9 protein-coding genes are annotated in these 22,376 nt (G+C 60.7%); 5 read left to right on the top strand and 4 right to left on the bottom strand.

Going from position 1 to position 22,376, the window contains the following annotated elements; all coding sequences use genetic code 11:
• Window positions 1-35 precede the first annotated feature (35 nt).
• Window positions 36-2,192: a putative bifunctional diguanylate cyclase/phosphodiesterase gene (locus AC07RO_RS25125; RefSeq protein ID WP_192171165.1), complete on the bottom strand. Its 2,157-nt coding sequence runs from the start codon at window positions 2,190-2,192 to the stop codon at window positions 36-38.
• A gap of 301 nt (window positions 2,193-2,493) precedes the next feature.
• Between AC07RO_RS25125 and AC07RO_RS25120 the strand changes: the two genes are divergently transcribed.
• Window positions 2,494-3,165, top strand: a complete 672-nt coding sequence (locus AC07RO_RS25120) for a polysaccharide lyase family 7 protein (protein ID WP_192171166.1) — start codon at window positions 2,494-2,496, stop codon at window positions 3,163-3,165.
• Window positions 3,166-3,222: 57 nt separating this feature from the next.
• Here the strand turns inward: AC07RO_RS25120 and AC07RO_RS25115 are convergent, their stop codons facing one another.
• Window positions 3,223-4,407 carry a sodium:solute symporter family transporter gene (locus AC07RO_RS25115; protein ID WP_495087342.1) on the bottom strand — a complete coding sequence of 395 codons (1,185 nt, stop codon included), beginning with the start codon at window positions 4,405-4,407 and terminating at the stop codon, window positions 3,223-3,225.
• 431 nt (window positions 4,408-4,838) lie between these two features.
• Between AC07RO_RS25115 and putA the strand changes: the two genes are divergently transcribed.
• Both putA and AC07RO_RS25105 read left to right on the top strand, forming a co-directional pair.
• On the top strand, window positions 4,839-8,792 hold the full coding sequence (gene putA / locus AC07RO_RS25110; RefSeq protein WP_495087341.1) for a trifunctional transcriptional regulator/proline dehydrogenase/L-glutamate gamma-semialdehyde dehydrogenase: 3,954 nt from the start codon (window positions 4,839-4,841) through the stop codon (window positions 8,790-8,792).
• A gap of 225 nt (window positions 8,793-9,017) precedes the next feature.
• Entirely contained in the window at window positions 9,018-10,820 is a 1,803-nt protein-coding gene (locus AC07RO_RS25105) for an acyl-CoA dehydrogenase (protein ID WP_495087340.1), read from the top strand.
• Between the two features lie 47 nt (window positions 10,821-10,867).
• On the opposite strand, the gene AC07RO_RS25100 is transcribed toward AC07RO_RS25105, so the two are convergent.
• Window positions 10,868-14,254 (bottom strand): dermonecrotic toxin domain-containing protein, encoded by a 3,387-nt coding sequence (locus AC07RO_RS25100; protein ID WP_495087339.1) that lies wholly within the window; start codon window positions 14,252-14,254, stop codon window positions 10,868-10,870.
• A gap of 96 nt (window positions 14,255-14,350) precedes the next feature.
• Window positions 14,351-16,942 (bottom strand): dermonecrotic toxin domain-containing protein, encoded by a 2,592-nt coding sequence (locus AC07RO_RS25095; RefSeq protein WP_495087338.1) that lies wholly within the window; start codon window positions 16,940-16,942, stop codon window positions 14,351-14,353.
• 264 nt (window positions 16,943-17,206) lie between these two features.
• Here AC07RO_RS25095 and AC07RO_RS25090 point away from each other — a divergent pair, with 264 nt between their 5' ends.
• Together AC07RO_RS25090 and mscK are read left to right on the top strand one after the other, a co-directional pair.
• Window positions 17,207-18,949: a potassium/proton antiporter gene (locus tag AC07RO_RS25090; RefSeq protein WP_192171172.1), complete on the top strand. Its 1,743-nt coding sequence runs from the start codon at window positions 17,207-17,209 to the stop codon at window positions 18,947-18,949.
• Window positions 18,950-18,985: 36 nt separating this feature from the next.
• Window positions 18,986-22,354 carry a mechanosensitive channel MscK gene (mscK, locus tag AC07RO_RS25085; protein ID WP_346626889.1) on the top strand — a complete coding sequence of 1,123 codons (3,369 nt, stop codon included), beginning with the start codon at window positions 18,986-18,988 and terminating at the stop codon, window positions 22,352-22,354.
• Window positions 22,355-22,376 lie beyond the last annotated feature (22 nt).

The raw sequence follows: 22,376 nt of genomic DNA, 5'->3' as shown, positions 1-22,376 counted from the left end.
GGATCGGGTCGCGGGAAAAACGCGAGTCTACCGCGTCAGTCCTGCCCGAGCAGCTGTAACGCGACCGGCAGATCGACCGGCTCGACAAAACGCTCTGCCTCCAATGGCGGCATCGGATGAGCAATCAGGAAGCCCTGAATGATCTGACAGCCGTTGTCGACCAGCCACTCATACTGCTCGTAGGTTTCGACGCCTTCGGCAATTACCTCAATATCGAGCATTCGACACAGGTCAATGATGCTGCGTGCGACGGCCAGATCCCGGGACGATCCCAGCATGCCGCCAATGAAGTGCCGGTCGAGCTTCAAGGTGTCCAGATCGAGGTTGCGCAGATGGGCAAGGGAGCTGTCGCCTGCGCCGAAATCGTCCAGCGACACACGCACGCCGATGTCATGCAGGTCCTGCAGTTGCTTGCGGCTGTGAACCAGGTTGTGGACCAGCGACGGCTCGGTGATCTCGACTTCCAGTTGCCGGGGTTTCAGGCCGTGTATCTGCATCGCGCGCTGCAACTCGGCCGCCAGATTCGGCAGGCTGAATTGCGCAGGGCTCACGCTGACGCTCATGACCAGATCGTCCGGGAAGACGTCGCTCCAGCGTTGGCGCTGCGCCGCACCCTGCTCGAAAATCCAGCCGCCGAGCTTGTTGATCAGCCGCGTCTCCTCCAGCAGCGGAATGAACACGCCTGACGGCACATCGCCCGCGTCCGGATGATGCCAGCGCAGTAGCGCTTCAAAACCCCGCGTCTTGCCGGTGACCACGTTGACCTGCGGCTGGTAGACCATGGAAAAGTCTTTGCCATCGATCGCCGTGCGCACACTCTCTTCGAGCATCAGACGGGAGCGTGCGCGGCCATTCATGTACTGATCGAAGAAGCGGTATTGCTGACGCCCTGCGCGCTTGGCTTCGTACATCGCAATATCCGCCGCGCGCAGCAGGCCATCCAGATTGGTGCCGCAGTCCGGGTAGACCGCGATGCCGATACTCGCGCCGAGTGTGGCTTCGACCCCGTCAATCATGCGCCGTGCAGACACCCTCTCGATCAGCTTTTCGGCGACCTTCGCGGCATGTTCGGGGAAATCCAGTCCGTCGATGACCACCACGAACTCGTCGCCGCCCATGCGCGCGAGCACATCGTAAGGGCGCAGGCAGTCTTTCAATTGCGCGCCGACCCACTGCAACACCTGATCGCCCGCATCGTGGCCCAGGGAATCATTCACATCCTTGAAGCCGTCGAGGTCCAGGTACAACACGACCAGGTATTTGCCCGCATGCTCGTTGCGCAACAGCATCCCTTCGACGGTCTGATAAAAGCCGCGGCGGTTGAGCAGCCCGGTGAGGGAGTCCGTCACGGCCTGATGTTCGAGCTGACGATAGAGGTCACGCACCACTGACATGTCGAGCACGCTCAGCACCATCGCGCGCTGCTCGGCGGGCAGCGGCGCGCAGGACAACGCGACCGGGACCTGACGCCCCTCGGGCGTTCGCAGCACGGCGTCATGGACGCGATAGGTATCGGCACGGCGATAGTGATGATAAAAGCCGGAATCTGCCCATTCGCCAACGCTGGGCTCGTGCAGGTAAGTGCACAACCCGGTGCCGCGCAGCTCGCCGTCGGTCATGCCCAGCAACCGGCAGATCGCCGGATTGGCGAAGCTGATGACGCCGTCTTCAGTGACGACAAGGATGCCTTCGGCCACGTTGGCCAGCACCGAGGCGTTGAACGCCCGCGCCGATTCCAGCTCGCGGCTCAGCTTCTGCAGGGCACGCCGATTGTGCTGCTGCTCCAGAAGCGCCTGAACCTTGGGCCTGAGAATATTGGGATCGAAGGGTTTGAACAGGTAATCGACTGCGCCGCTGGCGTAACCCTTGTGCACCGAGTCGCGGGATTGTTCGTTGGCGGTGAGGAAGATGATCGGCGTCAATCGCGTTCGCAGACTGCCACGCATGAGGCGGGCAACTTCGAAGCCATCCATGTCCGGCATCTGCACATCCAGCAGCACCAGATCGACATCTCGGTCCAGCAAAATACCCAACGCTTCCATGCCTGAGGCGGCGGTGATGATTTCCCGGTCCTGGCGCTGCAGTACCGCGCACATGGTCACCAGATTTTCCGGGTAATCGTCAACAACCAACAATACTGATTTGCCACTGGGTGGCAGGGACTGCGCGCATTCCATGCTGCTACTTATCATTCACTTTACTGCCCGGGGAATGCCCCCGCTGATGGACTGATTGGCCATTACTCTAGCTTCGATTGGAGAAAAAAGAAGGCAGCCATAGCAGTGCGATTCGAAAAGTGCCATCCAACCGACTAACGGTAACGGCGCTCAATGTCAGGAACACCCTGAGCTGCAGCAAAGATAGCGGCACTTTGACGTCAACCATCCGACAGATTCGCGTTAACAAATGCGCCGTGGAACCGTATAAAAAGCCGCCCCCAACCCCCTTTCGCCCGCAACTTTGCTGGCAATGAGACATATCGGACGACTAGACATGATTGATTTGGGAACGTGGAATCTGAGCATTCCAGTGGGCTCGCCCCCCGCCACCATCGAGACACAACAACTGCTTCAAGGTTACGACGGCAAATACTTCAAGTCCGGCTCATCGAACATCACATTCTGGGCTCCGGTTACCGGAAGCAAGACCGCCAACGCGATCTACCCGCGTACCGAGTTGCGCGAGACCTGGTCCAACGGCACGCTGCACAACTGGTACTACCAGGACGCCGACAATTATCTGAATGCCAAGCTCAAGGTTCTCCAGGTGCCATCTTCAGGCAGGGTCGTCATCGGTCAGATCCACGTCTACGACAGCACGCAGCCGCTGTTGAAGCTCGAATATCAGTACCTGGAAGCGACGCACATGGGCAACATCGTCGCCAAGGTCCGCTACCACCCCACCGATAAGAAAGCGCGCGTGATCACGGTGGCGGAAAACGTGAGCCTGAACGAGACGTTCAATTACGTCATCCACCTCAATAAAGCCGGGTTGCTCAGCGTGACCGCCCACGGCATGGCCTGGAACGACCGGATCAGCGCCACCTGGAGCAAACAGCAGCTGTACTTCAAGGCCGGTGTCTACACCCAGGACAACACGGGCTACACCAGCGAAGGCGGCAAGACCATGTTCTTCAACCTGGACGCCGACCACAACAAGAGCTGATGCGCTCGCAAGGGAGCCCGAGCGCCAGTGTCGCTCGGGCTCTTGAGCAGGCCGCCCTTATGCCGCCCTGTATTCTTTTTCCGCTGCTTCAAAGCGCGTCAGCATGCCCGGCGTAGGGCCTTTGCCGATTACGCTGAACAGCACGATGGCGATGCTGGCGAAGATGAAGCCGGGGATGATCTCGTACAGGCCCAGCAGTTCGAAATGCTTCCACACCACGACCGTGATCGCGCCGACCAGAATCCCCGCCAGTGCGCCGTTGCGGGTCATGCCCTTCCAGATCACCGAGATCAGCACCACCGGCCCGAACGCGGCGCCAAAGCCTGCCCAGGCATAGCTGACCAGACCCAGCACGCGGTTTTCCGGGTTCGCCGCCAAGGCGATCGCAATCAGCGCCACCAACAGCACCATGGCCCGGCCGACCCACACCAGCTCAACCTGGGACGCGCTTTTGCGCAAAAACGCTTTGTAGAAGTCTTCGGTCAGCGCACTTGAACAGACCAGCAACTGGCAGCTCAGCGTGCTCATCACCGCCGCAAGAATGGCCGAAAGCAGAACGCCAGCAATCCACGGATTGAACAGGATCTTGGCCATGAACGTGGTGTCGATGCCACCGGTCGCCAGCAGCACGATGATGGGCGTAAGGATCAGCGCGAAGATCATCAGGGTCGCTTGTACGGTGTCTGTCCAGCTGACTGCCAGGAAGCCGCCGACGAAGGTGTAGGCAATCGTCGCCGCAGCGCCTGCCCACAACGCGGTTTCGTAGGACATGCCGAAGGTGCTCTCGAACAGCCGCGCGCCAGCGACGATGCCGGAAGCGCAGTAGATCGTGAAGAACACCAGAATCACGATGGCGGAAATCACCCGCAGCAGACCGCTGTTGTCTTCAAAGCGGCTGGAGAAGTAATCCGGCAGGGTCAGCGCATCGCCGTTGTGCTCGGTCTGTACCCGCAGGCGACCGGCAACGAACAGCCAGTTCAGGTAGGCGCCGACGATCAGCCCGATGGCGATCCAGCCTTCCGAGAGACCGGACATGTAGATCGCGCCCGGCAGCCCCATGAGCAACCAGCCGCTCATGTCCGATGCACCGGCCGAAAGGGCCGTGACCACACTGCCGAGGCTGCGCCCGCCGAGGATATAGTCCGAGAGATTATTGGTGGAGCGGTAGGCCATGAGTCCTATGAGGACCATCGCGGCGATGTAGATCACGAAAGTGATCAAGGTAGGGTTGCTGACACTCATCGGTTAGGTTCCGGCGTTGTTTTTATAGGCGCGAGCAGAGCGAAGTCTTCCTGAGGCATCAGGTTCGCGATTGGCCGCTCGCGTGTGTTGCGGGCTGGCGAGAACCTCGCCGCTGCACACCGCTTGAATGCACCAAAGCGGCGCATCCTAGAGGACACTCTGACGCAGGTGCAACCCGAAAAACGCCATTCCATGGCTTTTTTACAATTTAGATCAAAGTGCCATATACCCCGTATTTGCAGGGCAGCAGCCAGCTAGAGCCTTGGCCAGGCAGGCACCCGAACCGGGCGACGCAAGGCCAGCTCGACTCAATACAGGGCACTTTGGAAACACTTCGAAAAAAGCGGTTGCACCCGGTTGCACCCTTTCGATCCCGCGGCTAATCTTGCCGCAGCTAAGCCACATGACCGTGGCTGTCATGAGGATAAGAAATGGCCACCACCACCCTCGGTGTCAAACTCGACGACCCTACCCGTGAGCGACTGAAAGCGGCGGCGCAGTCCATCGACCGGACGCCCCACTGGCTGATCAAGCAGGCGATCTTCAATTATCTGGAGAAGCTCGAGGGCGGTGCGACCCTGAATGAACTCAGTGGTCAGGGTGGCAAAGACGCCGATGATCAGGGTGATCTGCCCGCCGACAACACCCATCAGGCGTTCCTCGAATTCGCCGAAAGCATCCTTCCCCAGTCTGTTTTGCGCGCCGCCATCACCTCCGCCTACCGCCGTCCCGAGCCTGAAGTGGTGCCGATGCTCATCGAGCAGGCGCGCCTGCCTGCGCCAATGGCCGATGCAACCCACAAGCTGGCGGCCTCGATCGCTGAAAAGCTGCGCAACCAGAAGAGCGCCGGTGGCCGCGCCGGTATCGTCCAAGGCCTGCTGCAGGAATTCTCGCTGTCATCGCAGGAAGGCGTGGCGCTGATGTGCCTGGCCGAAGCCCTGCTGCGCATTCCTGACAAAGGCACCCGCGACGCATTGATCCGCGACAAGATCAGCACCGGCAACTGGCACCCGCATCTCGGCAACAGCCCGTCGCTGTTCGTCAACGCCGCCACCTGGGGCCTGTTACTGACCGGCAAACTGGTCAGCACCCACAACGAGGCGGGCCTGACCTCCTCGCTGAGCCGCATCATCGGTAAGTCCGGCGAGCCGATGATCCGCAAGGGCGTCGACATGGCCATGCGCCTGATGGGCGAGCAGTTCGTCACCGGCGAGACCATCGCCGAAGCTCTGGCCAACGCCAGCAAGTTCGAGGCTAAAGGCTTCCGTTACTCCTACGACATGCTCGGCGAAGCGGCCCTGACCGAGCACGACGCGCAGAAATACCTGGCGTCCTACGAGCAGGCCATCCACTCGATCGGCAAAGCCTCCCACGGTCGCGGCATCTATGAAGGCCCTGGCATCTCCATCAAATTGTCCGCGCTGCACCCGCGTTACAGCCGGACGCAGTACGAGCGCGTGATGGATGAGTTGTACCCACGCCTGCTGTCGCTGACCTTGCTGGCCAAGCAATACGACATCGGCCTGAACATCGACGCCGAAGAAGCCGATCGCCTGGAGCTGTCGCTGGACCTGCTTGAACGCCTGTGCTTCGAACCGCAACTGACCGGCTGGAACGGCATCGGTTTCGTGATCCAGGCGTATCAGAAGCGCTGCCCTTATGTGATCGACTACGTCATCGACCTGGCCCGCCGCAGCCGCCATCGCCTGATGATCCGTCTGGTGAAAGGCGCGTACTGGGACAGTGAAATCAAGCGCGCCCAGGTCGAGGGCCTGGAAGGCTACCCGGTCTACACGCGCAAGGTTTACACCGACGTTTCCTACATCGCCTGCGCACGCAAACTGCTCTCGGTGCCGGAAGTCATCTACCCGCAGTTCGCGACCCACAACGCCCATACGCTGTCGGCCATCTACCACATCGCCGGTCAGAACTATTACCCCGGTCAGTACGAGTTCCAGTGCCTGCACGGCATGGGCGAACCCTTGTATGAACAGGTCGTCGGCAAAGTCGCCGATGGCAAGCTGAACCGACCGTGCCGCGTGTACGCACCGGTCGGCACCCATGAAACGCTGCTGGCGTATCTGGTGCGTCGACTGCTGGAAAACGGCGCCAACACCTCCTTCGTCAACCGCATTGCAGACCAATCGATATCCATTCAGGAACTGGTTGCCGATCCCGTGTCCAGCATCGAGCGCATGGCCACCCAGGAAGGCGGGTTCGGCCTGCCGCATCCACGCATTCCGCTGCCGCGCGACCTGTACGGCAGCGAGCGCGCCAACTCCGCCGGCATCGACATGGCCAACGAACATCGTTTGGCATCGCTGTCTTCTGCCCTGCTCGCCACGGCGCACAACGACTGGAAGGCGGGCCCGATGCTGGGCAGCCCGGTCAGCGCTGGCACTGAAACGCCGGTCCTGAACCCGTCCGATTTGCGCGACGTCGTTGGCCACGTACAGGAAGCCAGCCTGGAAGACGTCGATAACGCCCTGCTCAGCGCACTCAGCGCCGGACCGATCTGGCAGGCGACGCCGCCGGCCGAACGTGCCGCAATCCTTGAGCGCGCCGCGGACCTGATGGAAGCCGAAATACAACCGCTGATGGGCTTGCTGGCTCGCGAAGCCGGCAAGACGTTCGCCAACGCCATCGCCGAAGTGCGCGAGGCTGTGGATTTCCTGCGCTACTACGCGGTGCAGGCACGCAACGATTTCAGCAACGACGCTCACCGCCCGTTGGGCCCTGTGGTGTGCATCAGCCCGTGGAACTTCCCGCTGGCGATTTTCAGCGGTCAGGTGGCGGCAGCCCTGGCGGCCGGTAACCCGGTCCTCGCCAAACCTGCGGAACAGACACCGCTGATCGCCGCGCAGGCCGTCCGCATTTTGCTCGAAGCCGGTATTCCCGAAGGCGTGGTGCAACTGCTGCCGGGCCGCGGTGAAACCGTCGGCGCGCGGCTGGTGGGCGATGATCGCGTCAAGGGTGTCATGTTCACCGGTTCCACTGAAGTCGCTCGCTTGCTGCAACGCAACGTCGCTGGCCGTCTCGATGCTCAGGGCCGGCCGATTCCCCTGATCGCTGAAACCGGTGGCCAGAACGCGATGATCGTCGACTCCTCGGCGCTGACCGAACAAGTGGTCATCGACGTGGTGTCCTCGGCGTTCGACAGCGCCGGCCAACGCTGCTCCGCGCTGCGTGTGCTGTGCTTGCAGGAAGATTCAGCGGACCGCGTCATCGAGATGCTCAAAGGCGCAATGGCCGAAAGCCGCCTCGGCAACCCGGAGCGCCTGTCGGTGGACATCGGCCCGGTGATCGATCAGGAAGCCAAGGCCGGTATCGAGAAACACATCCAGGCCATGCGCGACAAAGGCCGCAACGTGTATCAGGTCGCCATTGCCGACAGCGACGAGATCAAACGCGGCACCTACGTGATGCCGACGCTGATTGAACTGGACAGCTTCGACGAACTGCAACGGGAAATCTTCGGCCCGGTCCTGCACGTCGTGCGCTACAAGCGTCGTGAGCTGGATCAACTGATCGCGCAGATCAACGCCTCCGGTTATGGCCTGACATTGGGCGTACACACGCGCATCGACGAGACCATCGCCAAGGTGATCGACAACGTCAACGCCGGGAACATGTACGTCAACCGCAACATCGTCGGCGCCGTAGTGGGTGTGCAACCGTTTGGTGGCGAAGGTTTGTCGGGCACCGGCCCGAAAGCCGGTGGCCCGCTGTATCTCTACCGTTTGCTGTCGACGCGTCCCGCCGATGCCGTGCATAAATCCTTCGCCGCCCGCGATGCGCTTCAGGCGCCGGACATCCGCATGCAGGAGGCGATGCTCAAGCCGCTGAATGCGCTCAGGGCCTGGGCAAGCAGCCAACAACTCAGCGATCTGGAGGCGCTGTGCAGCCAGTTCGCCGAGCAATCCCAAAGCGGCGTGACCCGCACGCTCATGGGCCCGACCGGCGAGCGCAACAGTTACAGCATCCTGCCGCGTGAGCACGTGCTGTGTCTGGCCGAAGATGAGACAGATCTGCTGGCGCAACTGGCCGCAGTGATGGCGGTGGGCAGTATGGCAATCGTGCCGGACGTTGAACCGGCCAAGTCGCTGCGCAATCGTCTGCCGAAGGATGTGCAGTCCCGCATCAAGCTGGTTGCCGACTGGAACAAGGACGCGGTCGCCATTGACGCGGTATTGCACCATGGCGATTCCGATCAACTGCGCGCCATCTGCGAACAGGTCGCTCAACGCAGCGGCGCGATCATCGGCGTTCACGGGCTTTCCAAAGGCGAAACCAACATTGCGCTGGAGCGTCTGGTGATCGAGCGTGCACTGAGCGTCAACACCGCGGCAGCGGGCGGTAATGCGAGCCTCATGACAATCGGCTAGAGGCCTTCGCGGCCAAAGCCGGTCCCACTCAGTGCACGCGCTATTCAGTGGAATCGGCTTCAGCCGGGAAGAAGCCAGTGCGGGCGCCATCCGTTTTGCGATGGCGCCGATGCATTCTTGCCGTTTGGTGGCCGTTTGAGCGCCCCATCACCCGCATCAATCATCCTGTTCACCCCTTCTCCTCGCCCCTAGACTCGACGGCATTCCCAAGAAAGGTACGCCGCCATGTCCGAGACGCTGCTCAGTTCCCGCAATCTGGCTTTCGAGCTGTATGAAGTGCTGGACGCAGAGGCGCTGACTCGGCGCGAGCGTTTTGCCGAGCACAGCCGGGAAACCTTCGATGCAGCGATCATCACGGCGCGCAACATCGCGGAGAAATACTTCGCGCCCCACAACCGCAAAAACGACGAGAACGAGCCGCGCTACGAGAACGGTGCAGCGGTGCTGATTCCGGAAGTGAAACCCGCCGTGGACGCCTTTCTCGAGGCCGGGTTTCTGAACGCCGCCCGGGACTTCGACGCCGGTGGCATGCAATTGCCGACCCTGCTGTCTCAGGCCTGCTTTGCCCATTTCCAGTCCGCCAATGCCGCGACGGCGTCGTACCCCTTCCTGACCATGGGCGCGGCGAATCTCATTGAAAACTTTGGCACCGACGCGCAAAGGCGGCGCTTTCTGCAACCGATGATCGACGGCCGCTTTTTCGGCACCATGGCCCTGACCGAACCCCACGCCGGATCGTCGCTTTCGGACATCCGCACACGCGCCGAGCCTGCGGAAGACGGCAGCTATCGCCTGCGCGGCAACAAGATTTTTATCTCGGGCGGCGATCACCCACTGTCCGAAAACATCATCCATCTGGTCCTCGCCAAACTGCCCGACGCACCCCCGGGGGTGAAAGGCATTTCCCTGTTCATCGTCCCGAAGTTTCTGGTCAACGACGACGGCAGTCTCGGTGAGCGCAACGACGTCATTCTGGCCGGGCTGTTTCACAAGATGGGCTGGCGCGGCACCACCTCCACGGCACTGAACTTCGGCGACAACGGCAACTGCGTTGGCTATCTCGTGGGCAAGCCGCATCAGGGCTTGAGCTGCATGTTCCAGATGATGAACGAGGCACGCATCGGCGTCGGCATGGGCGCGGTGATGCTGGGTTATGCCGGTTACCTGTACTCGCTGGAATACGCCCGCGAACGTCCGCAAGGCCGACTGCCTGACAGCAAGTCACCGGACGGCGCGCCGGTTTCGATCATTCAGCACGCCGACGTGAAACGCATGCTGCTGACGCAAAAAGCCTACGTCGAGGGTTCGTTCGACCTGGGCCTTTACGCCGCTCGGCTGTTCGACGACACGCAGACGGGCGACAGCGAGGACGTGCGCAAACACGCCCACGAGCTGCTTGACCTGCTGACGCCCATCGTCAAGTCCTGGCCTTCGGAGTTCTGCCTGAAGGCCAACGAACTGGCGATCCAGATTCTCGGCGGCCATGGCTACACCCGTGAGTACCCGGTGGAGCAGTACTACCGCGACAACCGCCTGAACCCGATTCATGAAGGCACCCACGGCATTCAGTCCCTGGACCTGCTGGGACGCAAACTGGCGCAGAACGGAGGCGCGGGGCTCAAGCAACTGATTCGTCTGATCGCTGACACCTGTGAGCGCGCGCAGGCCCATGAATCGCTGACGGTATTGCGCCAACCGCTGGAGCAACTGGTCGCTCGCCTGCAAGCGGTGACCCTCGGCCTACTGACCGATCTGAGCCAGGGCAAGGTCAACGGGACGCTGGCCAACTCGGCGCTGTACATGAGAGCGTTCGGGCACGCGGTGATTGGCTGGCGCTGGCTGGAACAGGCGATTCGTGCGCAGGAGGGGTTGGAGAAGAACAACGAAGCCGACACTGACTTCTACAAGGGCAAGTTGCAGGCCGCCCGGTACTTCCTGACGTGGGAAGTACCGGGTTGCCATCATGAGCTGGCGATTCTTGAGCGCCGGGATGACGCTTGTCTGTCGATGCAGGCGGGCTGGTTTTAAGCCCGCCACATGACAGCCGCAGCGACTCGCTCGCGCTAAGCGTTGATTCAAGCCCCTGGTGCCTTCCAGGAGTTTTCGGCGCCCGGAAAGATTCTGAACCGTGAAGCAAACGGGCGATAAAACTCTTTTACCCGATTCAAGCGTTTGTAGTATTCGGACGCGTAGACATTGGTATCCATTTTGAACCCGTCGTCGAGCAGGTCGGCATAATCCGGCCGGGTTTCCTTGAGTACATCCAGAAACAACCTGGGCCCCGTGACTTCCGAGATCTGCGTCATGTAGGCGGTCATCGCCGCCTTGGATTGATGTCGGGAAGACGTCAACGCTTCAAGGGCGGCGTATTGTCTGGTGAACCGGGTATGAATTTCCCGCTCCATTTCCCTGAACACGGGATTGCCGGGGCGGCTGGCGAAATGACTGTTCCCGGGACCTTTGAACGACAACGTCGGGCTTTCCAGTGTGCCGCCCACCAGCACGTCATGGGGTCCCGCCAGCATCTCGGCTCCCGAGAATGAGCGACCGATGACGTCGTCGCAGTCCATGTAGATGCCGCCGTAATCCCTGATCAATCGATACCTCAAGATATCCGAGGCTGCGGCAAAGTTTTCCAATTCTCCTCGGCGAAAGCAGGAAAACGCTGTCGAGGTGTGCGGGTCGTTCATGAAGCCCTCGAAGAAGGGCTCATCCTGCAGCCTGGAAATGGTCATATTGGGAAATTCAGCGAACGCCCCCTGCAACTGCGCTTGAGGGGACAGACCCTCTACCTCTGCCGTGTCGTCAATATCCACATGCATCGTGAACTTAAGCTCGGGACTGATTCGCATGTTGGATTTGATGTTTTCGATGAGCGATTCACTCGGCAACCGCCGGCCCAGCCAGACCTGGTGCACCATCTGCTCGACCGGCTCTGCATTGGCAGGAACACCCGGCAGGCGCCGGAAGGTGTAGAACATGTCACGCACCCCTGCCCTCAAGTTATCCCTGACCCTCAGATAATCCGTCTCGGTCCCTGTACGCCAGCGGCCCTTATTGTCCAGCCAGAGAAACCGCTCGTTACTCGATTCCCAGCAGGCTACCTCAGCGTTGTAAGCGACCTTGGTCCCCTCAGGAACGTTGTTGGCGAAATATCGAAGTACCTGCTTTCCTTCTTCGTTCTCTACCCACCTCATTTCGATGCCGTCCATGGGGATCTCGACCGTCACGGGTGGCTGGGCGCGCGTGAGTGTGATTTTACCCCGTTCGCCCGGCAGTGCCGTCTGGGGCGATTCCTCAATGAAACTGGCGCCGCCGCGCAGGCCGGGACGCAGGTCAATGTCGGAATAGAAACCGCTCGCGGGTTTAACGTAGGGCCCCTTCACCTGCGGATCCTCCGCCGAGAAGATGCGGTACTGCCCGACCTTCTCGACGGGCTCCACTGGATACACCTTCGCGTGCACACGGGCGAAGTAAGCTGTCTCGCCGGGGGCGGGATGCTCGACTTTATAGACGGCTCCAAGGTCGTCCACTTGCCAGGCGCCAGGAATGTCACCCAGCGCGGCCCCGTATTCGAAGCGTGCCAGTGACGCTCTCAGGGCCGGCTGCAGCGAACGCAAACCCTCCGGCTCCACGCCAAACGCTTTGATGCTGTCGTACGTATTGATGCGATGGGCTTTGAGCGCGATGCGATCCTGCTCTTCCTGACTCAGCCGTGCCTGGCGATCACTCGCCGACTCGCTCGCCTGCGCCAGTTCCTCTTCAATACTTTCAGCCTGCGCTCGTTGTTGCTGCTGAACAGCCACCGCCTTTTCCTCGGGACTTCGATCAGCAATCATTTGCCCGATTTCATCCACAGCATCAGAGGCCGTCTCTTCCGCCACACGGGTGGCAGCCGCCGCCAGCCTGCTCGAAGCCGCTGCTCCGCCGATGACAGCGGGTACCGCATTCAGAACGCCGAACACAATGCGGTCCACGCCGTCTTGCCGCTCTTCAAGGGTCCTGCCTTCAATGGCCTCATCGATGCCAAGCCCGACCAGCGCCACGGACATTGCGGCCAGTGGAATCCAGAGCGCCGGCACCGCCATCGCGACAACACCGGTCACTGTTACGGCCCAGTACAACACCTCAGCCGATATCTCTTTGTTGTAATCCGCCTGGCTACGGATCAGTTGATTGCCGTCGGATTCAAGTCGGCTCTGCACGTTGTATTTGAAGTGGGAAAAAGGCCAGGGCGAAAGGGCATCGCCGAGATGGATGATCTTCGTCGGGTCCCAATGCCCCGTTTTCACATCAAGTTTGTGCGGAAACGCTGCGAGTCCTGCCAGGGTCTGGTGAAGTCCGGTGTAGGTGAAACCGTCGGCGACGTCTTCCACCTTGAAATGCCCTTCAAGGGCCTTCCTTCGACGTGGCCCCTGGCACTGCAGCGCAATCCAGCTTCGTAATTCGGAAAGATGCTGGAAGGCGTGAAGGGGCGACGAGTTGCCAGGGATGTACATCACCAGCCTGTCGGTGTGTTCGTCTCTGATGACGATGATGTCAGTGGCGACGTACCGATACAGAATCAATTCCCGAATCGTCACGTCGTGGGGCAAAGGCGCGTCGGCGAATGCTCTGAACGTCAAGGCGTCCCAGGTCTGATCCGGCGTCAGGCCAAGCGCTCGCAAGACCAGCTCTTTATCCTCAGCGCTCAGGGAATCCTCCTGATGCTGTACGAAAGCGGATTTCAACAGCGCAGCTTTGATCAACAGGTTGTAGTCATCACCATGGCAATGCCAGAAGCGCTTGAGCGCCTCCTGATAGTTGGACTGCAAATCGAAGTCCCACACATATCGTTTGAAGTCCTGTGGATTGATCGCCATATGGGTCGATCTGTCATAGCGCTGGGGGCCGGTCTTGCGATAAATCGCCTCATAGGCCCGGCACGGTCCGAGTTCCAGGCGTCCCTCAACGACGCGCGCCGGATATCCGCCTTCCTTGTAAGGACTCAAGTGCCCGAGATGATTGAAGAACTGTCCGTTGCCGTTTTGCTGCCAGTCCCGCATGAAGGCCTCGGTCAGGGTCATGGAATAAGCAACCTTTGCCCGGCCCGGTTCCTTCTCCCATTGATTGATGTACAGCGTGGTCATCAGCAGTTCGTCCGGATCCGTCTCTTCGAACACATGCTGGAACAGATAGGCTTGCGCTTGGGTGCGTGCATACTCACGCGGCGATTCGTAGCTGACGTGCTGCTGATCGAGCCAGTCGCTCAGCAGCATGGCGTCAGGGTCGACTTCGTTCCCGGGCGCCGGCTCGATGGGCCACCCGTTTTCGTCGCGCGGCACACGTGGCTCATTCCAGCCACTGTCTTCCCAGTCCTCGCCTCTCTGGTCACGCCAGCCCGAGACTCGCGACATGTCGCGACTGCGCCGAAGCTCCTCAGCCCTGCGCTCCAGAGCGGTCGTATCCTTTCTGTCTTTCATAACCCGACATCCTGTCAGTGAGTGAGTCCGTAGAGTCCACCGACAGACACGCAGGGCCGCCATAGATAATTATTGCTTACGAAATGTGCAGGCTGTTCAGGGTTGTTGAATCGGAAAGAAACGATCGACCAGCACCCGCCCGGCACTTCCCAATCGCGCCACATAACCCTGGCGACTGAAAGGCTCAGCGGTCCGCATGTCGAGCAATTTTCGGCCCGGCACTGGCCCGGTGACTTCACGCAGCTGGACTTTCATGAACCGGTAGAACGTCCCGATGACGTGTTCGATGCTGTCGATCTGAAAGTAGTGGCCGGGTAAAAAAATAGCCTCGGCCTCTTCCGGACTCGCAGAGAACGGTGCGATCGGGGTTGCGCTCAAGTACTGTTTTTCCGGCAGTACGAACACCACGCTGGTGTCGTCAAAGCGGATCGGCGCACTCGTGGCACTGGCATGGGCGCCGCCCTGACTGCTGGCAAAGGTGCGCGCCTGATAGGGGTTTTCGCTGAATGAGGTGATATCGGTGTTGACCAGCACATCGCCCACGCTGACGTCGCCGTTACGGAAAAAGGCGCCCGACGTACCACGCGCCCCACTGCCGCCTCGATACAGCGCGACGTCATTGTTGTACCCCAGCGTGCTGACGTCCTCGGCAAGCCTTTGCACCATCGCGACTTGATCGGAATAGGTCGCCACGCCGGTTCGCAAGTACCGGTTATACGCATCGTCCTCATGGGTGTAATGCTTGATGGAAGCACCGACATATTCACCGTCCGCGGTCTTGAACACGCGATGTTTGGCCCCCCACTCATCAAAATGCACCTCTTCACCCTCGGAATCAGTGGCGATAACTTCTTCGGGCTCCATGCAGAACACCTCGACCACTGCCTTTTGCCGGGCCAGCGCCGCCTCCGAATAAAGCTGCTCATCGAAAAGGTTGAGCTGCATGAAGCGGTCCCAGAACGCCGATTGCACATTGGCAATGGCCGTCGTGGGCGGCGGACTGATCGTCACGGCGCCGGCGTCCATGGGTGCACCGCCAGACAAGCCCGGGATCGGAAGCCGTTCCCAGCCGCCTTGCACACTGAAGCGGACCGGGCATCTGCCATGGAACGCAAACGGGTTCTGGGGATCGATGATGACCCAACTGCCCAGGCTTTGATCGAAGTTCAAACGATGCGCTCGCCCTTCGATGACCGCCCATGCTTCTCCACTGCTCAGCCGGTATGACCCTTGATAGGGCCCTTCCTCCAACACAGGCGCAAGCGATTCGAGGACGACGTTGTCGCTCATGCCCGACAACGGATCGGTCGTCAGGAGAGCAGGCATTGCATCGGTGCCGGCATCCAGCCCCAAAGGGCTTGATGCCTTCATGGTCTCCCGCACGTCAGCCCCCATGCGCGTCAACAGCGGCAGGTTCAAGAACAGATAAATAGCGCTGGCGATGGCGCCCAAAATACCTCGCCTGCGTTGTTGGGCGCTTTTACCGTTGACCGCCTGATCGATATTCAACCCCGTGCTGATCAGGCTCGCGCCCACCACAGCCAATGCCAGCGGCCAGCCCAGCGGCGCCAGATTGCCGAGCACGGACAGAAAGGCGTTCAAGTAGCCGAGCCAGATCTGCTTGCGAAGGTCGCTGTTATCGGTAAGCAGGGTGGTGGCGTCAGCGGTCATGTCATGACGGGCGACATCTCGCAGGTAGACGAACGGATCACCCGAGATCGGCTCTGTTCCGCGATTGAGGAGGCGATTGGCTCCAGCGTCGTCGTGATCATTGCTCAGCAGCCGAGCCACATCGCGCTGGAATGCAGCGCGGTGCGTCTCCCAGTCACTCGCCGAATGCAGAAATCGGGCGCAAAAGACCGCCCGAGTTCTGATGGACAGGAACTGCGCCTTCAACCACTCGTACATTTGGTGGTGGGTATCGAAGCAGTAGAACGGCCTTTGCGCACCGCAGACATACAGGATCTGACGTCCGTTTTCATCGACGATACGCAGAATGTCCCGAGCCTTGAACGCGCCCAGTTCCAGATGAAACACCGACACCGCTGACGTCACAGGCATTGGCTCACGCAACTGCGCGAGGGTTACAGGCCCCGGCCCGGTCGCCAGGACGCTGCGCAGCATCTCGAAATCCGTGGCTGACAGCTGGTTTCTGCTCAGGCCTCCTCCTGCAGACGCCAGGTAGCGAACCTTGGCAAGCACGCAGAAGTTGTCGCCGTGCTGCGCCCAGAACCTGTCCATCCTGCGGCGGTAGCCCGCACTGAAATCAAGGGCCCAGAAATCGTTGAGCACCTCTGCCGGGAGCATGCGCACTTCATTCCGTTCGTCATAAAAGCCATGCTGCGGACCGTCGGTGTAGAAACCGCCATACACCGCAAGCTCGTCGGGGGCTTGCTGCTCGCTTGCGTTGAAACGACGAACCACCAGTTCGGTCATCGTCATGGATTCCATCGTAGCGCCAGCGTGCTTCCATCCGGTAAAGGAGCGCGAACTGCTGCTGGCGCTGGAGAACCGATGCCAATACACCCGATCGGGGTCCAGATGCTTACCCGTGTGCCTGAAAATAATGCTCTGTGCAGCGGATCTCGCCAGTGCATTGAGATCGGGATAGTCGGTGACGTAACGGCTGGCTATCAGTTTGAGCTGACGTTCATCCGATTCGGGTAATGGGTGGGCTTGTACGTTCATGATGCTCACTTCTCCTGAAATAGGAGCCAGAGGTGATCAGAGTTGGCAGCGCGGGCTGGCATAAATATGTATTGCTGCTGTCATCCGGGAACGGATGTGATCAGCGGCCTGCGAGTAACAGGCCCGTTGCACGGCCATTAGCCTGCCCATCTGGAATTACGCTTTGACAGCCAAGCAATTCAACAGGTTAAATCCCTTGGCACGCGGACTGCATGGTCAGTTCGCGCCCTCGTTTGTTCGAATTCGTTTTCTGGAGTACCGCCCTTGGATGCCACGACCATCAACAGCCTGTTCCTGATCGGCGCGTTGCTGGTGGGTGCAAGTATTCTGGTCAGCTCGCTGTCCTCCCGCCTTGGCATTCCCATTCTGGTGATCATCCTCGCCGTCGGCATGGTGGCCGGCGTCGATGGCGGCGGCATCATCTTCGATAACTACCCGACGGCCTATCTGGTCGGCAATCTGGCGCTGGCGGTCATTCTCCTCGACGGCGGCCTGCGCACGCGGGTGGCGAGTTTCCGGGTCGCACTCTGGCCGGCCTTGTCCCTGGCGACAGTCGGGGTGCTGATCACCACGGGGCTGACCGGCATGGTCGCCGCCTGGTTGTTCGACCTCAATATTATTCAGGGCCTGCTGATCGGCGCCATCGTCGGTTCCACAGACGCCGCTGCGGTCTTCTCGCTGCTGGGCGGCAAAGGCCTTAACGAACGGGTGACCGCCAGTCTCGAGATCGAATCCGGCAGCAACGACCCGATGGCGGTATTTCTCACGGTCACGCTGATCGACATGCTGTCCAGCGGCCAGACCGGCCTGCACTGGAGCCTGCTGGGCCATCTGGTTCAGGAGTTCGGCATCGGCGGGATCATCGGGCTGGGCGGCGGCTGGATCATGCTACAGCTGGTCAACCGGATTAATCTGGCCAACGGCCTGTACCCGATTCTGGTGGTCGCCGGCGGTCTGGTGGTCTTCGCACTGACCAACGCCATTCACGGCAGCGGCTTCCTCGCGGTGTATCTGTGCGGTCTGGTGTTGGGCAACAAGCCTATTCGCAGCCGCCACGGCATCCTGCACATGCTCGACGGCATGGCCTGGCTGGCACAGATCGGCATGTTCCTGGTGCTGGGCCTGCTGGTCACGCCCCACGATTTGCTGCCGATCGCGCTGCCAGCCCTGGGCCTGGCGCTGTGGATGATTCTGGTGGCGCGGCCGTTGTCTGTGCTGGCGGGCCTGCTGCCTTTCCGGGTGTTCCATGGCCGCGAAAAAGCCTTTATTGCCTGGGTGGGCTTGCGCGGCGCGGTACCGATCATTCTGGCGGTGTTCCCGCTGATGGCCGGTCTGCCCCATGCGCAGCTGTATTTCAATCTCGCGTTCTTCATCGTGCTGGTGTCGCTGTTGGTTCAGGGCACCAGCCTGCCGTGGGTGGCGAAATGGCTGAAAGTGACGGTGCCGCCTGATCCGGCGCCGATTTCCCGCGCAGCGCTGGAAGTGCATGTCACCAGCGAGTGGGAGCTGTTCGTGTATCGCCTGGGCGCCGAAAAGTGGTGCATCGGCGCCGCGTTGCGTGAGCTGAAAATGCCCGAAGGCACGCGGATCGCAGCCCTTTTTCGTGGCCAGCAACTGCTCCACCCGTCGGGTAGTACGGTGCTGGAAGTCGGCGATCTGCTGTGCGTCATTGGTCACGAACATGACCTTCCCGCCCTCGGCAAGCTGTTCAGCCAGGCGCCGCAGCGCGGTCTGGATCTGCGCTTCTTCGGTGACTTCGTGCTCGAGGGAGACGCTGAGCTGGGGGCTGTCGCGGCACTTTACGGTCTGAAACTCGACGGGCTGGATCCGGGCATGCCGCTGAGTCAGTTCATCATTCAGAAGAATCGCGGTGCGCCAATCGTGGGCGACCAGATCGAATGGAATGGAACTATTTGGACCGTCGCGGTTATGGACGGGAACAAGATCCTCAAAGTGGGCGTCAGATTCCCCGAAGGAAGCAGCCCGGGGCCCGCGCTGTTCCTTTAAACTGCCCCTCATTTCTGCTTGTTCGACCCGGTGTCTATGTTCACGCTGCGTAACTTTTTTGCCTCGGCCCTGCTAGGGCTTTGCCTGTCGTCCGTACCGGCGCTTGCCGCCGATACGCCTCCCCTGTCCAGCGAGGCCGTCCAGCGCAGTCTGGACAAGATCGCCGACCGCAAACTGACCCCTGACGACCAGAAAGCGCTGCAGCAGGTGCTGGAACAGACGCTGACGTTCCTGTCCAGCCAGAAGGACAACCAGCAGAAGCTGGAGGATCTGAAAAAGCAGCTTGCCGACGCGCCCCGCCAGACCGCCGAAAACCAGCGCGAGCTGGCCAAGCTCAAGGCCAGCAAGGTCATTCCGGTCGCCCAGCGCTACGCCAATCTGGACGTGCCGCAGCTTGAGCAAGTGCTGAGCCAACGCAGCGCCCAGCAGGCTGATCTGCAAAAATCCCTCAACGACGCCAACAGCCTGACCATCACCGCGCAAACCCGGCCCGAGCGCGCCCAGGCCGAGATCAGCAGCAGCCAGACGCGCATTCAGGCCATCAATGGCATCCTAAAGTCGGGCAAAGACGGCGGCAAAACCATCAACGCCGACCAGCGCAATGCGTTGAACGCTGAACAGGCCTCATTGAACGCGTTGATTGCGTTGCGTCGTCAGGAGCTCGCCGGCAACAGCCAGTTGCAGGACCTGGGCGGCAGCCAGCGCGACCTGCTCACGGAAAAGGTCAATCGACAAGATCAGGAAATCCAGGACCTGCAGACGCTGATCAACGAGAAGCGTCGCGCCCAGTCCCAGGAAACCGTGACGCAGTTGTCCCTTGAAGCGCAGAAAGCCGGCGGCAGCAGCCTGCTGGCGAGTGAAAGCGCGGCCAACCTTAAACTCTCCGACTACCTGCTGCGCGGCACTGACCGCCTCAACGAGCTGACCCAGCAGAATCTCAAGACCAAGACCCAGCTGGATGCCATCACGCAGACCGATCAGGCGCTGGACGAGCAGATAAACGTGTTGAGCGGCAGTCTGCTGCTGTCGAAAATCCTCTACAAACAGAAGCAATCCTTACCCAAGCTCAAGCTCGACAGCGGCCTGGCCGACGAAATCGCCGACATTCGACTGTATCAATTCGAGGTCAATCAGCAGCGCGAGCAGATGAGCAGCCCGAGCGCTTACGTGGACACGTTGCTGGCGACGCAGAAGCCCGAAGACGTCACACCCGCGCTGCGCAAGACGCTGCTTGATCTGGCCACCACGCGGAGCGACCTGCTGGAGCGGCTGAACCGCGAGCTGAGTGCGCTGCTCAACGAATCCATCACCCTGCAGCTCAATCAGAAACAGCTGGTCAGCACGGCCAACAGCCTGCGGGCCACCCTTGATGAGCAGATGTTCTGGATTCCGAGCAACAAGCCGCTGGACCTGGAGTGGTTCGAGCGCATCCAGCCACGACTCGTCAAACAGGTCACCACCCTGCCCTGGACGTCCAGTGTCAGCGAACTGTATGACGGGCTGACCCAGCGCCCACTGATTTTCCTGCCGCTGTTCCTGGTGATCGGCGCGCTGATGTGGAAACGCAAGGCGCTGTACGACAAGCTCAATCGCCTGCACGCCGACATCGGCCACTTCAAGCGTGACCGGCAATGGCAGACGCCGCTGGCGATTTTCATCAACGTGCTGCTGGCGATGCCGTTGTCGCTGACCCTCGCGGTATGCGCGTTCGCGTTGCAGATCGACGCCCGCGGGCAGAACGTCAATCTGGGTTCGGCACTGCTGCAAGTGGCGCTGGCCTGGCTGGTGTTCTACACCGCTTACCGGATTCTCGCGCCGGGCGGCGTGGCGCAACTGCACTTCCGCTGGGAAAAGCCGCAGGTTGAATTCCTGCGCGGCTGGATCCGGCGCTTGGGTCTGGTGGTGCTGGCGCTGGTGACGGTGGTTGCGGTAGCCGAGCACGAACCCTCAGCACTGGCCGACGACGTGATCGGCATCGCGGTGGTGCTGACCTGCTACGCGCTCATGACCTGGCTGCTCGCGCGCCTGTTGCTCACCAGCCCGACCCACCGCAGCGCTTCGCTGTTTCGCCGCGCCGTCGGTCTGGCCTTCACTGCCCTGCCCGTCGCGCTGTTCGTCGCCGTTTGCTTTGGCTACTACTACACGGCGCTGAAACTCAGTGATCGCCTGATCGACACGCTGTATCTGCTGATGCTGTGGCTGGTCATCGAAGCCGCTTTCGTACGCGGGCTGAGCGTCGCCGCGCGCCGTCTGGCGTACCAGCGCGCACTGAGCAAACGTCAGGCCGCGAAAGAAGCCGGCGAAGGCGAGACGCTGATCGAGGAGCCGACGCTGGACATCGAGCAGGTCAACCAGCAGTCGTTGCGGCTGATTCGTCTGGCGCTGATTGCCGGCTTCATCGGCGCGCTCTACTTCGTCTGGGCCGACCTGATTTCGGTGTTTTCGTACCTCGATAACATCACGCTGTACGAGTACACCAGCGGTACCGGCGCCAATATCAGCATGGTGCCGATCAGCCTCGGCGACCTGATCGGCGCCCTGGTGATCATCGGCATTACCTTCGTGCTGGCCGGCAACTTGCCGGGCCTGCTGGAAGTGCTGGTGCTGTCGAAGCTCAACCTCAAACAAGGTAGTTCGTACGCGACCACCACGTTGCTGTCGTACACCATCGTCGGCGTGGGTTTTGTCTCCACGCTATCGGCCCTCGGGGTGAGCTGGGACAAGCTGCAATGGCTGGTGGCGGCGCTATCTCTGGGCCTGGGTTTCGGCATGCAGGAGATCTTCGCCAACTTCATCTCCGGGATCATGATCCTGTTCGAACGCCCGGTGCGGATCGGCGACACGATCACCATTGGCGCCCTGTCGGGTACGGTGAGCAAGATCCGCATCCGCGCGACCACCATCACCGACTTCGACCGCAAGGACATCATTGTCCCGAACAAGACGTTCATCACCGGGCAACTGATCAACTGGTCGCTGACCGACACGATCACCCGCGTGACGCTGAAGCTGGGCGTGGATTACGGTTCGGATCTGGATCTGGTGCGCAACCTGCTGCTCAAGGCCGCCCGTGACAATCCACGGGTCTTGAAAGAGCCCGAGCCGATTGTCTACTTCCTCAATTTTGGTGAAAGCACCCTCGACCACGAGCTGCGCATGCACGTGCGTGACCTGGGCGACCGCAACCCGGTGCTCGACGAAATCAACCGGTTCATCAACAAGGAATTCAAGAAGCAGCACATCAATATCTCGTTCCGGCAGATGGAGGTTTACCTCAAGAACATGCAGGGACAGGAGTACAAGATGGTGCCCATCGAGTCCGAGCAGAAAACCATCACACCGCCCGCTGCCGTGCCCCCGGCGCCAAAAGATGCACCGGAGCCGCCCGAAGCCAAACTCGACTGACCGGTAAAAACCCAGCAGAATG

The sequence above is a fragment of the Pseudomonas sp. GW821-FHT07F05 genome, from assembly GCF_059418765.1.
The sequence above is the reverse complement of the archived record's forward strand: the minus strand, read 5'-3'. Positions and strand labels throughout refer to the sequence as shown.

What these genes read in the sequence shown, in the direction of transcription:
- AC07RO_RS25115 (WP_495087342.1), bottom strand. Translation starts at nt 4,407, where the DNA reads ATGAGTGTCAGCAACCCTACCTTGATCACTTTCGTGATCTACATCGCC.
- putA (WP_495087341.1), top strand. Translation starts at nt 4,839, where the DNA reads ATGGCCACCACCACCCTCGGTGTCAAACTCGACGACCCTACCCGTGAG.
- mscK (WP_346626889.1), top strand. Translation starts at nt 18,986, where the DNA reads ATGTTCACGCTGCGTAACTTTTTTGCCTCGGCCCTGCTAGGGCTTTGC.
- AC07RO_RS25105 (WP_495087340.1), top strand. Translation starts at nt 9,018, where the DNA reads ATGTCCGAGACGCTGCTCAGTTCCCGCAATCTGGCTTTCGAGCTGTAT.
- AC07RO_RS25125 (WP_192171165.1), bottom strand. Translation starts at nt 2,192, where the DNA reads ATGATAAGTAGCAGCATGGAATGCGCGCAGTCCCTGCCACCCAGTGGC.
- AC07RO_RS25120 (WP_192171166.1), top strand. Translation starts at nt 2,494, where the DNA reads ATGATTGATTTGGGAACGTGGAATCTGAGCATTCCAGTGGGCTCGCCC.
- AC07RO_RS25100 (WP_495087339.1), bottom strand. Translation starts at nt 14,254, where the DNA reads ATGAAAGACAGAAAGGATACGACCGCTCTGGAGCGCAGGGCTGAGGAG.
- AC07RO_RS25095 (WP_495087338.1), bottom strand. Translation starts at nt 16,942, where the DNA reads ATGAACGTACAAGCCCACCCATTACCCGAATCGGATGAACGTCAGCTC.